Annotated in this window: 17 protein-coding genes; 11 read left to right on the top strand and 6 right to left on the bottom strand. The window is 44.2% G+C overall.

The features are described 5' to 3' along the window. Positions 1–80 precede the first annotated feature (80 nt). Positions 81–1,031 (bottom strand): branched-chain-amino-acid transaminase, encoded by a 951-nt coding sequence (gene ilvE, locus ACE1TF_RS00085; protein ID WP_375013304.1) that lies wholly within the window; start codon positions 1,029–1,031, stop codon positions 81–83. A gap of 178 nt (positions 1,032–1,209) precedes the next feature. On the opposite strand from ilvE, the gene ACE1TF_RS00080 reads away from it, so the two are divergent. From ACE1TF_RS00080 to ACE1TF_RS00065, 4 genes are all read left to right on the top strand, one after another. Continuing rightward, positions 1,210–1,536, top strand: coding sequence for a hypothetical protein (locus tag ACE1TF_RS00080; protein ID WP_042399058.1), 327 nt, complete (start codon positions 1,210–1,212; stop codon positions 1,534–1,536). Positions 1,537–1,871: 335 nt separating this feature from the next. After that, complete coding sequence (gene pdhA / locus ACE1TF_RS00075; RefSeq protein WP_375014068.1) at positions 1,872–2,897, top strand: pyruvate dehydrogenase (acetyl-transferring) E1 component subunit alpha; 1,026 nt, start codon at positions 1,872–1,874, stop codon at positions 2,895–2,897. Then, positions 2,897–3,913 (top strand): alpha-ketoacid dehydrogenase subunit beta, encoded by a 1,017-nt coding sequence (locus ACE1TF_RS00070; RefSeq protein ID WP_375013302.1) that lies wholly within the window; start codon positions 2,897–2,899, stop codon positions 3,911–3,913. The genes pdhA and ACE1TF_RS00070 overlap by 1 nt, the downstream gene beginning before the upstream one ends. 8 nt (positions 3,914–3,921) lie before the next feature. Further along, the gene (locus tag ACE1TF_RS00065) at positions 3,922–5,103 is read left to right on the top strand and encodes a dihydrolipoamide acetyltransferase family protein (RefSeq protein WP_375013300.1); all 1,182 of its coding nucleotides are present in this window, start codon (positions 3,922–3,924) and stop codon (positions 5,101–5,103) included. Positions 5,104–6,071: 968 nt separating this feature from the next. Here ACE1TF_RS00065 and ACE1TF_RS00060 read toward each other — a convergent pair. The 5 genes from ACE1TF_RS00060 to ACE1TF_RS00040 all read right to left on the bottom strand — a co-directional run bounded on the left by ACE1TF_RS00060 (position 6,072) and on the right by ACE1TF_RS00040 (position 10,313). Further along, positions 6,072–6,497, bottom strand: coding sequence for a PaaI family thioesterase (locus ACE1TF_RS00060; RefSeq protein WP_375013298.1), 426 nt, complete (start codon positions 6,495–6,497; stop codon positions 6,072–6,074). A gap of 3 nt (positions 6,498–6,500) precedes the next feature. Continuing rightward, positions 6,501–7,364 carry a phenylacetic acid degradation operon negative regulatory protein PaaX gene (paaX, locus tag ACE1TF_RS00055; RefSeq protein ID WP_375014066.1) on the bottom strand — a complete coding sequence of 288 codons (864 nt, stop codon included), beginning with the start codon at positions 7,362–7,364 and terminating at the stop codon, positions 6,501–6,503. 73 nt (positions 7,365–7,437) lie between these two features. After that, positions 7,438–8,238 (bottom strand): ABC transporter ATP-binding protein, encoded by an 801-nt coding sequence (locus ACE1TF_RS00050; protein WP_042426913.1) that lies wholly within the window; start codon positions 8,236–8,238, stop codon positions 7,438–7,440. Then, on the bottom strand, positions 8,213–9,229 hold the full coding sequence (locus ACE1TF_RS00045; protein ID WP_042399045.1) for an ABC transporter permease: 1,017 nt from the start codon (positions 9,227–9,229) through the stop codon (positions 8,213–8,215). The genes ACE1TF_RS00050 and ACE1TF_RS00045 overlap by 26 nt, the downstream gene beginning before the upstream one ends. Positions 9,230–9,248: 19 nt before the next feature. Next, positions 9,249–10,313 carry an ABC transporter substrate-binding protein gene (locus ACE1TF_RS00040; protein WP_375013295.1) on the bottom strand — a complete coding sequence of 355 codons (1,065 nt, stop codon included), beginning with the start codon at positions 10,311–10,313 and terminating at the stop codon, positions 9,249–9,251. A gap of 326 nt (positions 10,314–10,639) precedes the next feature. On the opposite strand from ACE1TF_RS00040, the gene paaA reads away from it, so the two are divergent. From paaA to ACE1TF_RS00005, 7 genes are read left to right on the top strand one after another with little or no spacing between them, the layout of a single operon-like run. After that, positions 10,640–11,620 carry a 1,2-phenylacetyl-CoA epoxidase subunit PaaA gene (gene paaA, locus ACE1TF_RS00035; protein ID WP_375013293.1) on the top strand — a complete coding sequence of 327 codons (981 nt, stop codon included), beginning with the start codon at positions 10,640–10,642 and terminating at the stop codon, positions 11,618–11,620. Next, entirely contained in the window at positions 11,620–11,988 is a 369-nt protein-coding gene (gene paaB / locus ACE1TF_RS00030; RefSeq protein ID WP_042399044.1) for a 1,2-phenylacetyl-CoA epoxidase subunit PaaB, read from the top strand. The genes paaA and paaB overlap by 1 nt, the downstream gene beginning before the upstream one ends. Continuing rightward, a complete protein-coding gene (gene paaC / locus ACE1TF_RS00025) occupies positions 11,966–12,778 on the top strand; it encodes a 1,2-phenylacetyl-CoA epoxidase subunit PaaC (protein ID WP_375013290.1) in 813 nt (270 codons plus the stop codon). Before paaB ends, paaC begins: the two co-directional genes overlap by 23 nt. Then, positions 12,772–13,260, top strand: a complete 489-nt coding sequence (gene paaD / locus ACE1TF_RS00020; RefSeq protein ID WP_042399043.1) for a 1,2-phenylacetyl-CoA epoxidase subunit PaaD — start codon at positions 12,772–12,774, stop codon at positions 13,258–13,260. The genes paaC and paaD overlap by 7 nt, the downstream gene beginning before the upstream one ends. Before the next feature lie 12 nt (positions 13,261–13,272). Then, entirely contained in the window at positions 13,273–13,584 is a 312-nt protein-coding gene (locus ACE1TF_RS00015) for an EthD family reductase (RefSeq protein ID WP_375013284.1), read from the top strand. After that, positions 13,574–14,350, top strand: coding sequence for an enoyl-CoA hydratase-related protein (locus ACE1TF_RS00010; protein WP_042399036.1), 777 nt, complete (start codon positions 13,574–13,576; stop codon positions 14,348–14,350). Before ACE1TF_RS00015 ends, ACE1TF_RS00010 begins: the two co-directional genes overlap by 11 nt. 4 nt (positions 14,351–14,354) lie before the next feature. Continuing rightward, the gene (locus ACE1TF_RS00005) at positions 14,355–15,137 is read left to right on the top strand and encodes an enoyl-CoA hydratase/isomerase family protein (RefSeq protein WP_375013282.1); all 783 of its coding nucleotides are present in this window, start codon (positions 14,355–14,357) and stop codon (positions 15,135–15,137) included. The last annotated feature ends 124 nt before the right edge of the window (positions 15,138–15,261 follow it).

The raw sequence follows: 15,261 nt of genomic DNA, 5'->3' as shown, positions 1-15,261 counted from the left end.
CGAATTTCGAATTTGTTATTGATTGATATAGTAACACACCTATGCTTAGAAAAACAGAGTTATTCAACAACTTTTAAAAATTATCCAGCTTCCATGCTCTTTTCGTATACAGGGGTACCGTCATGGGTAACCTTCTCACGAAATGCTTTGGTAAGTTTTACCGTTTCCTTGCCTGGTATACCGTCGCCGATTGTCCGACCGTCTACCTTTACAACAGCAATAACCTCTGCCGCCGTACCCGTCAAAAACATCTCATCAGCTGTATACACATCGTGGCGAGTAAATGGTTGTTCTTTAATTGGATATCCAAACTCATTCGCGATATCAATGATGGCTTGGCGGGTAATCCCTTCCAAAGCGCCGACGTAACCCGGAGGCGTGAAAATCGTTCCATTCTTCACTAAGAAGATGTTGTCCCCAGAGCCTTCTGCAACATAACCTTCATCGTTTAGCATGAGCGCTTCAGGAACGCCTGCAAGGTTCGCTTCAATTTTTACTAGAATATTATTTAAGTAATTTAATGATTTTACTTTTGGACTGAGTACATCAGGACGATTTCTTCTAGTCGCAACACTTACAATTTCAATTCCCGTTTCATATAATTCCTCTGGAAATAACGCAAGCTTTTCAGCAATGACGATGACTTGCGGCTCTCCACATGATCTAGGGTCAAGTCCAAGATTACCAACACCACGTGAGACAACGACACGAATGTAAGAATCTTTAAGCTGATTTCTACGAATCGTTTCTACAACAATGTCTTCCATTTCTTGTTGTGAGTATGGGATCTCCATCATGATTGATCGGGCTGATTCATACAGACGAACAATATGATCCTTTAACTTATACACATTATTGTCGTAGGCACGTATGCCTTCAAACACGCCGTCTCCATATAAAAAGCCATGATCATATACAGATACTTTTGCATTGTGTTTCTCTACAAACTCTCCATTCATAAAGATCCACTGCTGTTTTTCTGACATTGCATTCACCCCAATCCCAACCTCTTGTTCACTCAACACGTTCATTTGTTCACCCTAAATGAACACCGACAATATGAAAACAATGTTACATCGTTATCTCTTCGAGGTCAACCGTTTTTTGTCACATAATTTCACAAAGTCAATTTACGTTGACTGCGAACTAGTGTTCGTGTTAAATTGAAGTTATTACAACATCGTCACTGTTTAGGAAGGGGGATGGACGATGCATTACAATGATCAAGTAAAACGAATGATGACGCTTAACTGGAATGATTTAGAGAAACGCCAAACCTTACATCATATAGAATATCGCAAACGACCGTATACCCTCGCAAATCAAAGGGAATGGCACAGACTTGTGCGTGTAATCCAACAGTCTAACGATCAAGAATTGCGCATAGCCGTTTGCAGCGGGAATCAAGGCGATGTGGAATGGCTCCAAGGCCACTGTGTTGAAATGGATTGGCAGAACGAGAGAATCGTCCTCCGCTCAACGCATCGCTACCTCTTTATCTTATTTTCCTCCATTTATTCTATTAGTGAAGTGTAGCATGGACCCTCTTCGGGTTTGTTACACTTTTTTTGTTATCGTTTTTTGTTCGTCATACATTTATTCAACTTCACGTTTTCTTACATAACTACGGTTTTGCTTTACTGTTTTAAACGGAAAAATCACATAGATGCTATTATTCATAGGGTTTTCAGATACAGAACTGAATATTCTTAATTTTATTGACAACACGTCATATTGCCCGTTATCATAACAGTATAATGTCGTAGAATGAATATTTCGTTATATTTATAGGAGGGTTCAGATTGGCGCAATTTGTAAATTCTACACGTGCGAATAACTCAGACTCTACCGAACGCTATCCGCTCTTTCAAATGATTTTGCCAGACGGAGGCACGCTCGTCGACGATCGAGACATAGACACTTCTTTACTCATTAAGATGTATACAAACATGCTTCGCGCACGTCTTTTTGATCAGAAAGCGGTCACGATGCAACGTCAAGGAAGAATTGGAACATATGCGCCTTTCGAAGGTCAAGAAGCCGCTCAAATTGGAAGTGCAATGGCACTCTCCGATGGAGATTGGTTATTTCCTACGTACCGAGACCATGCTGCGACAATGACTTACGGTCATGACCTTCTCACCATTTTTCTCTATTGGAAAGGTAGAATTGAAGGGTGTGTTCCTCCTGAAGGTATGAACATCCTCCCCCCTTCTGTTCCAATTGCTACACAATTACTACACGCCGTAGGTACAGGTTGGGCTGAACAACGAAAAGGAACCGATCGTGTGTCTATTGCTTACTTCGGTGACGGTGCCACATCTGAAGGCGACTTCCATGAAGGGCTCAATTTTGCAAGCGTTTACAATACACCTACGATTTTCCTATGCCAAAACAATCATTACGCGATCAGCGTCCCTCAACATAAACAAATGAAATCCAAAACGATCGCTCAAAAAGCCGATGCCTATGATATTGAAGGAATTCGTGTCGATGGTAATGACGTTTATGCTGTTTATACGACCGTGTCAAAAGCGATAGATAAAGCTAGAAACGGTGGAGGCCCTACGCTTATTGAGGCCGTAACGTGGCGGTACGGCGCGCATACAACCGCCGATGATCCGACGAAGTATCGTGACCAACAAGAAAGCGAGGCCCGCCGCACTGAAGATTGCTTATCAAGGGTACATACGTACCTATCATTAAAAGGAGCCATCGGAGATGATTGGCTAAAACGAGAACAGGCGATCATTCAATCTGAAATTGACGAAGCAGCCGAAGCTGTTGATCGCTATCCAGATCCAGATGCAACCGTCATGTTTGAACACGTATTTCAAACGAAAAGTGCTGCACTAATTAAGCAACATGAACGTTTTGAAAAGGAGGCCCACCAATGATGAGTCAAGCGAGTGCTTTGGAGGAGAAAAAGACGAAAGAAATGACTCTTGTTGGTGCGATTACTTCTGGGTTAGAAGTGATGTTACGTGAAGATGAGCGCGTCATATTGCTCGGGGAAGACATCGGAACAAATGGGGGCGTGTTCCGAGCTACCGATGGACTGCAACTAGAATTTGGCGAACAACGGGTTGTGGATACCCCTCTTGCTGAATCAGGAATCATCGGCACGAGTATCGGTCTTGCGATGAACGGCTTTTTACCTATCGCTGAAATGCAATTTCAAGGTTTTATCTACCCTGCCTTTCAACAGATTGTGTCCCACGCCGTCCGTATGCGTACTCGAACGTTAAGCCGCTTTACTGTACCGCTCGTTATTCGCGCTCCTTATGGGGCGGGAATTCATGCTCCTGAACTGCACTCAGACAGTATGGAGTCCCTTTTCACGCACATTCCGGGTTTAAAAGTCGTCGTACCATCAACCCCCTATGATGCTAAGGGGCTGTTAATCGCAAGTATTCTTGACCCTGACCCGGTACTTTTTATGGAGCCGATGAAAACGTACCGTGCGTATCGTGAAGACGTTCCTGTTGAGAAATACATCGTAAACATTGGAGAAGCGAGTGTTCGTCAAACGGGTGAGGATGTAACCGTTCTTGCTTGGGGCAACATGGTACGTCTAGCATTGGAGGCTGCACGTGACACACTTGAAGAAAAAGGGATTCAATCAGAAGTCATTGACTTACGTACGCTTGACCCGCTAGACGTTCCAACGATTATAGCTTCCGTAGAAAAAACAGGCCGGGTCGTTGTCGTCCATGAAGGTCACCAGACGAGCGGCTTTGGTGCGGAAATTATTGCGATGATTAATGATGAAGCTTTGTACTCTTTACGCGCCCCGATTCAACGAGTGACGGGGTTTGACGTTCACGTACCGTTTTTCTCTATTGAACAAGCGTATATTCCAAGTGCCAAGCGAATTGGCGCAGCCATTGAACATGTCATGAATGAAGGGTAGGGGTGTGTATGTTTGAAATGAAATTAACCGACATCGGTGAAGGCATTACTGAAGGTACTGTGGACACCGTCTTTGTAAAAGTAGGGGACTCGGTCTTAGCTGACCAGCCTGTGTTGAGTGTCCAGACTGATAAAGTGACCGCTGATCTGCCTTCACCGGTTGCCGGAAAAGTCGTTAACATCCCTGTTGCAGAGGGAGACGTCGTGCAAACAGGTGCCACAATTATTGTAATTGAGGACCACTCCAAAAAGACAACACCCTCTCCCTCACCATCACAAGATGCTGCGAAGGGCTCCTCCCCTACACCTTCACGTCTTTTTCGAATGAGGAATGTGAAAGCAGCACCGTACACTCGTAAACTTGCTCGTTCATATGGCATCGAGATTGAAACGATTGAAGGAACGGGTAAAAACAAACGAATTACGAACGAAGATATTGAACGGACACGTCAAAGTAGCGACAATCCAACAACCGATCGTACACTATTGGATACGCACACGAAGAAAGAAAGCCTGCCTTTCAAAGGACGCAGAAAGCAAATTGCTAAAAAAATGACAACTTCCGCTTACACGATTCCGCACGTCACGCACTTTGACCGGATTGATGTAAGTGCGTTAATTGAAGTAAAAGATGAGTTAAAAGAAGACGGCGTTTATCTTTCTCTCACTGCATTTTTTCTGAAAGCCGTATCGATTGCCCTATTAGAGTTCCCTGTCTTTAATTCAAAGTTAGATGAAGAACGCGAGGAAATTACGCTGGAGCCAACGATAAACTGTGGAATTGCGACACATACCAATGAGGGTCTCATTGTTCCTGTGATAAAGAACGCCGAACAAAAAAGCATTCCGCACCTGCATGAAGAGATGAAACAACTTACCGAGAAAGCGCAAAACAACGAGTGTGAAGTGAGCGACTTACGAGGAGGCACATTTACGATTAGCAATGTCGGTCCGATCGGAGGGGTTTATGCAACACCGATTATTAACCACCCCGAAGTCGCCATTCTCGCTCTTCATCAGATCGAAGATACACCGGTTGTGCGTAACAAAACAATCGTCATAAGGTCGATGCTTAACCTGTCACTCTCTTTTGATCACCGCGTTGCCGATGGCTACACAGCGGTGATGTTTACGAACCGGATGAAAAGCTTACTTGAAAAGCCATATCGCCTCCTTACTTCTCTCAAATAAGGAAGAGACGATGAAAAAAGCGAACCCAAAACTGACGCTAGGGTTCGCTTTTTCTATTTATAATACTAAGGGAAAGGGCATGGGAGAGTGGTTCACATTGTGCGCGCTAGTTCGAATTTTCTGCGATCAAGTTTACACTTTTTAGCGATTTTAGCGCTCATTTCGTAAAACTTGCACGCAGTTTGTTTCAACTTGAGCGCAGATTGAATTAAATCGAACACTATACGACCTGTCGCCCCCAGCGGGGTCGAACCGAAATCGATCTCGATTCGGCGCGGCTCGCGCCGATAGGATTTGGGTTTTCAACTTGGAGATTGGGGCAGGGCGTGCAACTCAATGAGCATCGATTTTGGGCTAGATTGTTGGTCATTTTTTCCATAAAATGTTGAACCTGATTCCATAAACGGAGGTTTGGAACGAGACGTCGATCGATTGGAATTAGAACGAGGCAAACCGATCACTTATGAGTGAATCTGATTCCAATCGATGATCTTTGGAACCAGTTCTTCCGTTCCACGTTCAACATACCGCATGTTTTGGATTTTGGAGTGCAGCACCTTGGCCGCCGATGTTGCACTTGTGCTCTGGAGTGCATAGTAAACACGGTGGGCGATTTCTGACCACCGATGTTGTACTTGTGCTCTGGAGTATAAAGAAAACACGGTGGCTGTATTTTAGCCACCGATGTTGCCCTTATAGTCTGGACTGCATAGAAAACACGGCGGGCGTCTTTTGACCGCCGATGTTGCACTTGTGCTCTGGAGTACAAGAATTCGCCTGTAGCGGAAAGTAAAAACTAACAACGCAAATCAGGAAGATTTAAAGATCACCCTATATAGATCGTTTTGGACGTTGTCTTAATTGATAAAAGCCGCTATATACCAATTATAGATTCCCCACAACACTTTACTTATTATGCCTGTCTGCCCACACAGAAAAACAGCGAGGGGTTCGTACATTCACGACCCTCACTGTTGGTTCGTTTGGATGAAGATTGAAGACACAGTTGATGCTGCTTTTTTATCGTTTTGCCATAACTCCCCAGTCACGTAAGCCATCTTTTTGCCGAGTTTCTCAACTTCGGCATTTACTGTCACATTACCTGGGAAAATGGGACGGTGAAATGTTGTATGAAGATCTACACTTGCAAAGCTTTGGTTGTCCTCAAGTGTTGATGCGAGTGCATACGCCATCAGAATATCGGTAGCGCCAGACAAAAACCCGCCCATAACAACCCCATTTCCGTTTACAAACCGCTCATCTGGCGACCAGATGCCCGTCGATTTCCCCTGTTCTGCAAGTTGTACTGTAACATTCATATGCGTATCACACGCAGGCGGTGGACGATTGTGATTGGCGACTTGTTTGAAATCTCGAATTGTAAATGGCTCCATGAATTACTCCTTTATAGACAAAGGTTCCCGGTATCCTTTGCCACGCTTCACACTGTCTTTTGCATCATTATCTTCCTTGTACACCGATTCAAAAAACTCATTTGCTGGCTCGGCTAACACTTCATAGTATTCATGAAATAGGGAAGACGCATGATCACCCACCCAGTAATCTGGGAGCAGCGGTTCAGGAAGTTCTGGGTCTATAAAAAGAAACTTCCGATACTCGTGGACAAGTTTCGTGCGCTCTACAAAGCATTGTTCTCGGTTCATCTTTTGGTTCTTAATTTCGTTTCGCGTAATGATGAACCGCTTACTGTATTCATCAATAAACTGTCGATAACGTTCGTTCACTGCGGCAAGGTCCCAACATTTTTCAACGAGCTCGTCGTTGCGTTCTGGCGTTTGATGATCACCTGTAAAAAAATGGATATATTCTGCAATTCCATAGCGCTTGGAAAGCTGCTGAACTTGATCTTCTAATCGATGGGGTGTGAGCCAACAACTATGCGTCAGTGAGCCAAAACCACTCCACCCTAATTCCTTTCGTAATTCATCTCGGAGCTTGCGTTGGTCTTCTGGAATCGAATAAATAAGCATACGCCATCTTCCGTCCCATTCTTTTTCCACATCATTGAAAATACGCTTTCCTGCTTCTCGCATCCGTTTTTGACCTTGGGTGGTAAGTGAATAAAAACTGCGATTGCCTCTTTTTTCGGCTTGCACCCACCCTTGTTTTTGCATTCTAGATATCGCAGCTCGCACTGCCTGTGCATTATGTCCAAAGGCTTCTAAAAGGCGAATGAGTGTCCCAACCCAAACTTTTCCTCCATAGTGATGAATGTAATCCCCATAGATTGTAAAGATCATGGAGCGTGCATTGACTTTTTGAGACAAAGTATCGCCGTTCCCTTCTTTGAAAGTACGTTTCTCTTATTCTATCTTATGAACTGAGTACCGCACGGTCATTCGCGAGATGGTCGCCACGAATCTTTTGAAACTCATGTAACAACTGTTCCACCGTGAGCTCTTTCTTCTGGTCGCCTGAAGCTTCAAATATAATCTGTCCTTTATCCATCATAATTAGCCGATTGCCTAGATCTAACGCTTGCTGCATATTGTGGGTGACCATAAGTGTTGTCAGCTCTGTCCCTGCAACGATCTCTTTCGTCTTCTCGGTAATCAACTTGGCGCGAGACGGGTCAAGTGCGGCGGTATGTTCATCCAAAAGCAAGATTGACGGGTTCGTAAACGTGGCCATGAGGAGCGATAACGCTTGACGCTCTCCCCCTGATAAAAAGCCAACTTTCGCGTTCAGTCGATCTTCAAGCCCGAGACCTAGTGTCGCAAGTTGCTCTCGAAATAAAAGTTTCCGTTTTTTCGTCACGCCCATTGAGAAGAATGAACGTTTATGCGTCCGGCTATACGCCATTCCCATATTCTCCTCAATCGTCATTGAAGGTGCGGTCCCCGCCATAGGATCTTGAAACACTCGACCGATTAACCTCGATCGTTCATGTTCTTTTTGACGGGTCACATCTTTGCCATCAATTTTGACAGTGCCTACATCAGGAGTCAAATTACCGGCTATTAGATTCATCATTGTTGATTTCCCCGCACCGTTACTGCCAATTACCGTCACAAAATCCCCTGGTTCTAGTGTAAGGTAGACGCGTTCCAGCGCTGCTTTCTCATCAATCGTGCCTTCATTAAACACTTTATAAATCTGACTTAGTTGAAGCAACGCTCTCCTCCCCTTCGTATTCTCGTTTAATCTTTCTTGCTTTATTATATTTACGCCTTCGCTCTTTCCCATCATCAATCATTTTCGGAATAACGAGCGCTCCGATAACAATGACGGCAGTAATGAGTTTCATATCACCCGTTTCCAAAAACCCAACCCTAAGCGCCAATGCCACGACAATACGGTAAATAACCGCACCAACGATGACCGCAAGCGTAATTTTGAAAATTGAGCCTTTACCAAAAATCGATTCTCCAATAATGACTGAAGCAAGACCGATAATGATCATCCCAATACCCATGTTCACATCAACAAAACTACTATACTGGGTAATCACTGCACCTGACAATGCAACAAATCCATTCGATATCCCAAGCCCGATGATTTTTAAACGGTCTGTATTCGCTGATAAAGAGCTAATCATTCTTGGGTTATCACCCGTCGCTCTAACAGCAAGACCAACTTCCGTCTTTAAAAAGAAATCCGTAAAGAGCTTCACACAGATGACGATCACGAACGCGAGCAATAAAATCCCCCACGTGCTCGGTTGGAACCCAATATTCAATGCACCAAACAAGCTTGCCATCCATCCATCAAACGGAAGTGATGCCCACGCATTGCCAAACATCGTCATGATTGTATCTTCTCGCATCAACGGAATGTTTGGGCTGTTCCCCATAATTCGCAAGTTGATGGAATACAAAGCGATCATCATGAGAATGCCGGATAACAACGGGTTAATCTTGCCTTTGGCATGAAGCGTCCCCGTAATTGTCCCGGCAAGAAATCCGGCGGCGACGGCCGCTACAGTCGCGAGAATCGGCGAGTACCCACTCGTAATCAGAATGGCAGCTACCGCACCTCCCGTGACAAAACTACCGTCAACCGTCAAATCAGGGAAGTTTAACACCCGAAATGACAGATAGACTCCTAATGCCATAATTCCATATAATAGCCCGAGTTCAAGTGAGCCAAAAATGGCCGTAAACATGCCGTTTCACCTCACCTTTTCACTCGTTGATTATGTTGTCAGCGATGGTTTCCCATTCTTCATCCCAATCCAGACCCATGCGTTCTGCTGCTCCTTCATTAAAGACAAGCTCTAGCTCTGGTGGGAATTCTACAGATAACGTGGCTGGGTCTTCCCCATTCACGAGTACGTCTGCCGCCATTTCTCCAGTTTTGTAGCCAATATCATAATATGAAAACCCGAAACCTGCTAAACCTCCAGCCTCAACAGAATCTAATTCCCCAACAAAAAGCGGTAAGCCTTCGCTCTCTGCCACACCAATGACCGCGTCAAGTCCAGAAACGACTTCATTATCTGTAATAATATAAATGGCATCAATATTACCAATCAGGCTTTCAGTTGCACTTTGCACGTCTGCTGATGTTTGAACAGTTGCCGTTTGTACACTCATTCCTAATTCGTCGGCAGTCTCTTCAGCAATACTCACTTGATATTCTGAATTTTGCTCGCCTGCATTGTAAATCATTCCAATCGTCTCAATATCAAACTCTTCACTCATCAGTTCGACCGTTTGTGAGATGGCATCTGGATGCAAATCCATCGTACCTGTAACGTTGCCTCCTGGTGAGTCCAAACTATCCACAAGTTGCGCTCCTTCTGGGTCGGTCACCGAGGTAAATAAAATAGGAATGTCCGCAGTTGAGCTTGACATAATTTGTGCTGCTGGTGTTGCATTTGCAAAAATAAGGTCCACATCATTCCCGATAAACGTATCCGCAATCGTTTGCAACACATTCATATCCCCATTTGGGTTCTGGTCATCATAAGTAATGTCTAACCCGGCATCATCAAGGGCGTCTTTAAATCCATCTGTGGCAGCGTCAAGAGATGGGTGGTCAGCATATTGAACGACACCAATATCAAACGCCTCACCATTCGCTGATGTCGCCTCTTCGCCCGCATCATCTTCGTCTTCTACTTCTTCATCACCTGTAGCATCTCCCGACGCCTCTTCTGTTTCGCCATTCTCCTCCCCTGCATCACACGCCATGAATAATGCAGCAGCAAATACTAAAGACCCCGACCCTAGTAGATACTTTTTCAAATGAAATCCCCCTTAAACAAAATATTCGAAAAAAGAACAAGATATAAGACTGTTCTTCATTTCTTTTATCGTATTATCGCACAACCTTCAACAAATTAACACTTTAACTTGCTAAAATTTACCGATGTCATTCTTTTTCATTACGGCTGATCTTATTTTGTTATACATAAATTACATCGATTATCGCTCGCTGTCAATCATATTTTTTGAATAATCTTACAAATAAACGCAAGAATAGATATAATTTTCCTAACTTTCGATATTGCGATTCGTATAACAGAATGATATTATAACGTTAAAATAACGTAATAAAAGGAGCGTGCGTGATGTATCATTTTCTGGAACATCAAATCGCCGATTCTTCAAACGACGACCCGGCTCTATACGAACAGTTTATGGAGAAGATTGAACGAGGAGATAAAATTGAAGCTGACGACTGGATGCCCGAAGAATACAGAACAACACTGATTAAGCTAATTTCCATGCATGGTATTAGTGAGATTATGGGCGCACTTCCAGAAAAAGAATGGGTTCCAAAAGCCCCGAGTTTGGAACGAAAGCTCGCCATTATGGCAAAAGTTCAAGATGAAATGGGGCATGGGCAGCTACTTCTGCGCGTCACCGAAGATCTCATGAAACCGTACGGAAGAAACCGACAACATCTTATGGAAGATTTGCTTAGTGGACGGTTAAAGTTTCATAATGTTTTTCATATGCCAACGTACACGTGGGCAGATGCGGGCATTGTTGGCTGGCTCGTGGACGGGGCGGCGATTATTTCGCAAACAAATATGCTTGATGCCTCTTATGGACCTTATCAACGCGCTTTGCTTCGCATTTGCAAAGAAGAAGTATTTCATGCTCAACACGGAGAATCAATTATTATGGCACTTGCCGAAGGTACTGACGACCAAAAACAAATGTTACAAGACTCACTAAACCGTTGGTGGCCGTCGTTGCTAATGTTTTTTGGCCCAGAAAGTGCTGCGACGACAGGGTCTTCAAAACAAGAAATTACGAAGAAATATCGGATTCGCAAAAGCTCAAATGAAGAATTACGTCAGGCGTTTCTGGACAAATATTTGCCACGTGTATTTTCATTAGGCTTAACCGTCCCTGACCCTACTGTCCGTTACGATGAACAGCAGCAACGTTGGATATATGCGCAACCCGACTGGAATGAATTTAAACAAATCATCTCAAATAATGGCCCTCGTTCAAAGGAACGACTCGCATTGCGAGAAATTGCTTATGAGAATAATCGCTGGGTTCGAGAAGCACTATCCAATCGAGATGAGGTGTCGTAATGGATGAATCTTCTTTCTATCAAGAATTCGAAGTATTCAGCAAAAAGAATAACAAACAGTCTTTTCAATATCAGTTTAGTCTCGTCGCACCAAATGCTGAAATGGCACTGTTACTTGCTCAAGAGAACTTTATGCGACGCGAAGATGTAATTGACATTTGGGTCATACCAAAACAACATATCTACGGTTTAGAGAGCGAAGAACGGGAGCAGTTGACTACCCGCATCGATAATAAAGATTATCGAACAACAAAAGCTTATGGCTATTTACGCAAGAAGTGGCAAGCGAAAGAACAAGGAATGCTTGATGAAAAAGAAATCATGTCATGGAAAGAGGTGAATTCACATGACGATCATTCACAACGCTGAAGAAGCTGCTAAAAACGCGGAGTATAAGGACGTTGTTATTCAATTGTTGTATCAACTTGCCGATGATGATTTCATTGTCGCTTTTCGTGGATCTGAATGGCTCGGACTTGCACCCCATATTGAAGCTGACGTTGCGTATTCTTCGATCACCCAAAACACGATGGGTCATGCCGCTTATTTCTATCAATTATTAGAAGAACTCGGCCAAGGGCCGAAGAACAAACTTGCCCATGAAAGATCGGCAAATGAGCGGCGAAACGCTACGTACTTGGAGAAAAAGAACGGTGACGGAGTATACGACCAAGATCCTTATTATGATTGGGCGCTTGCTGTCATTCGCGGATTTTTCTATGAAACATTTAAACGAGTGCGTTTGCAAATGCTCAAAAATTGCTCCTACGTACCACTCACCCATGCAGCCAATCGTATGTTAGCCGAGCAAACGTACCATCTCGCTTATTGGAAAATGTGGGTCAATCAACTGCAATCATCAAGTGCTACAGCAAAACAAAAGCTTGATACTCGCATTCAAGAAGCGTGGAACGAATGCCTCGATCTATTGCAACTCGGTGACCAACAAGAGAAGATGATCGTCTATCAATTAATGCCAGAAGAAAGTCTCATTGAAAAGCAATGGATTCACGAATTGAGTAAAACACTCGTTCAAGTGCCCGATAGACCGCTGCAGAAAGTGTTTAGCGGTAGAATAGGCGAACATACAAAAGACCTCGAACAAGCGATCGATACGCTTTCAGAAGTGTATCGATTGGAAGAGCATGCGGTATGGTAGGGAATCGTTTGAATAAGGAAACTGTCCACCAGATTTTAAAGACCGTCGATGACCCAGAACTCGCTGGTGTAAGCATTGTTGATTTAGGAATGATTGACCAAATAGACGTCACATCCTCAGGGAAAATCTTCGTTCGATTGATTCCTACTTTTACCGGTTGCCCAGCACTTGATTTCATTGAACGTCAAGTGGTTCAAGCTTTACAGCAACAAGGGTTCACTCGCATTGATGTTGCTTTTTCATTCGATTTGCCGTGGTCAACAACACGTATTACGAAAGCAGGGATCGCATCATTGAGACAAAACGGAATTGCTGTACCCACCACTCCTGATGAAGACTTTAATTGGGAGGTGAACTGTCCGTATTGCGAGTCTTTATTTACGTCCGTAGATAATTTGTTCGGCCCAACCGCCTGTCGTAGTATCCTCTATTGCCATCACTGTAAAAATCCGTTTGAAGCTATGAAACCTATCCATTCTTAAGGAGATGATCTTTTGGTAAAACTTATCGCTCTTTATAAACAGCCCGAAGACCGAGCAGCCTTTGATGATTATTATTTCAATACGCATGCACCGATAACAAAAGAAATACCCGGACTTCTCGACATGAAAGTGACGAAGATTGTTGGCTCCCCGATGGGAGGAGAAAGTGATTTTTATTTGCTTTGTGAGATGTTTTATGATTCTCACGAATCATTAAAAGCCGGCCTTAAAAGTGACGAAGGCAAAGCTTCAGGCAAAGATTTAATGGGGTTCGCCGGTAACCTCGTGACGCTAATGATCGGTGAGGACGTCGATGAGCAATAACGAATATATTCGTGTTTCACAAACGGAGTCGATCGGGATCATTACTCTCGACCGACCAGAGGTTTTTAATGCCCTCAACCGGCAAATGGTCAAAGAAATCGCCAATCAACTGGAAGCGTTCGATCACGACCGACAAATATCGGTCATCATTGTAAATGGAAGCGGGCGGATGTTTGCCGCAGGTGCTGATATTAGTGAGATGAAAGATGAATCACCGGTCTCATTGGAATATGCCGATCCGTTTCGGGATTGGGAACGGATCATGAGAATCAAGAAACCAATGATTGCGTCTGTCCACGGCTCGGCTCTTGGAGGAGGCTTTGAATTAGCTCTTCATTGTGACTGTATTATTGCTGCAGAGAACAGCCAGTTCGGTTTTCCTGAAGTCACCCTCGGTGTTCTCCCTGGTGCTGGTGGCACACAGCTCCTCACCCATGCGCTCGGTAGAAGAAAAGCGTTGGAGATCATCGGTCTAGGGACACCAATCTCTGCCCGATACTTGTATGAAAACGGAGTTGTAAACGTGGTATTCGCCTCAGAAATTCTACATGAAGAAACGCTTCAATTCGCACGTACATTTGCAAAACGACCTGCCGTTGCGCTACGTGCGATAAAGGAGTCGGTTCTCGCTGCGGAGCACCAATCCATTCACGATGGGATGCTTTTTGAAAGAAAGAACTTTTACCTCACGTTCGCTACAGACGACCAGAAAGAAGGCATGAACGCATTCAAAGAAAAACGCCAGCCACGGTTTAAAGGAGTGTAGTGACGTGACTGATTCTTTTCAAGAAATTATTTATACCGAGCAGCACAATATTGCGACCATTCGTCTAAACCGACCGGATGCCTATAATGCATTAACACCGATCATGCTAAAAGAAATCACAAAGTCCTTGAAACACGCAAACAAAGATCCAAAAATTCGGGCGATCATGATGACCGGCAGTGGTCGAGCATTTTCTGCCGGTCAGGACCTTCACAGCATTGAGGAGGCGACACGGTACGGTGATTTCCTGAAGTCTAGCTATCACCCACTTCTGAACATGATGCGATCCGTCGAAAAACCGATTGTTGCAGCTGTCAACGGAACCGCTGCCGGTGCTGGAATGAGCATTGCTTTAGCCGCTGATTTTCGACTCGTCCAGCCACGCACGAAGTTCGTTAGTGCATTTGTTAACATCGGCCTCATTCCAGATGCAGGTTTTCTTTCCGTCTTACCACGAATTGTTGGCTATGCAAAAGCGATGGAGATTTCCGTTCTAGGCGATCCAATTTCAGGCACTGAAGCCGTTGGACTGCACCTTGCATCATTGTGTATTGATGAAGCGGATTGGGAGGAGCAGATCGAGCAGTTCACCCGCCGACTCGCCGATTCACCAACACGAGCAGTGGGACTCATCAAACGGTATATGTACGATGGAATGGATCAATCTTACGACGTGTTGCTAGAAAAAGAAGCGGCCGCACAAACGATTGCCGGGCAATCCGATGATCACGTTGAAGGACTGCACGCTTTCAAAGAAAAACGAACCCCCACATTTACGGGACACTAAATGTTGGGGTGGAAAAACAACTGAGGCAAAATAAAATACGCAGGCTCCTTTGTCCTCTATACTTGAATTTGCCGAAACAAGTCATAGACAAGGAGCTGCGTATCCATGCATTTTATCACATCAT

It is taken from the genome of Geomicrobium sp. JSM 1781026 (genome assembly GCF_041949955.1).
Taxonomy (GTDB): domain Bacteria; phylum Bacillota; class Bacilli; order Bacillales; family Marinococcaceae; genus Geomicrobium_A.
This window is presented reverse-complemented; position numbering and strand designations above follow the sequence as displayed.

Bases quoted from the DNA above. Each gene is read 5' to 3' on its own strand.
- ilvE (WP_375013304.1), bottom strand. From the start codon at position 1,031: ATGAACGTGTTGAGTGAACAAGAGGTTGGGATTGGGGTGAATGCAATG.
- ACE1TF_RS00080 (WP_042399058.1), top strand. From the start codon at position 1,210: ATGCATTACAATGATCAAGTAAAACGAATGATGACGCTTAACTGGAAT.
- pdhA (WP_375014068.1), top strand. From the start codon at position 1,872: ATGATTTTGCCAGACGGAGGCACGCTCGTCGACGATCGAGACATAGAC.
- ACE1TF_RS00070 (WP_375013302.1), top strand. From the start codon at position 2,897: ATGAGTCAAGCGAGTGCTTTGGAGGAGAAAAAGACGAAAGAAATGACT.
- ACE1TF_RS00065 (WP_375013300.1), top strand. From the start codon at position 3,922: ATGTTTGAAATGAAATTAACCGACATCGGTGAAGGCATTACTGAAGGT.
- ACE1TF_RS00060 (WP_375013298.1), bottom strand. From the start codon at position 6,497: ATGGAGCCATTTACAATTCGAGATTTCAAACAAGTCGCCAATCACAAT.
- paaX (WP_375014066.1), bottom strand. From the start codon at position 7,364: ATGATCTTTACAATCTATGGGGATTACATTCATCACTATGGAGGAAAA.
- ACE1TF_RS00045 (WP_042399045.1), bottom strand. From the start codon at position 9,229: ATGTTTACGGCCATTTTTGGCTCACTTGAACTCGGGCTATTATATGGA.
- paaA (WP_375013293.1), top strand. From the start codon at position 10,640: ATGTATCATTTTCTGGAACATCAAATCGCCGATTCTTCAAACGACGAC.
- paaB (WP_042399044.1), top strand. From the start codon at position 11,620: ATGGATGAATCTTCTTTCTATCAAGAATTCGAAGTATTCAGCAAAAAG.
- paaC (WP_375013290.1), top strand. From the start codon at position 11,966: ATGACGATCATTCACAACGCTGAAGAAGCTGCTAAAAACGCGGAGTAT.
- paaD (WP_042399043.1), top strand. From the start codon at position 12,772: ATGGTAGGGAATCGTTTGAATAAGGAAACTGTCCACCAGATTTTAAAG.
- ACE1TF_RS00010 (WP_042399036.1), top strand. From the start codon at position 13,574: ATGAGCAATAACGAATATATTCGTGTTTCACAAACGGAGTCGATCGGG.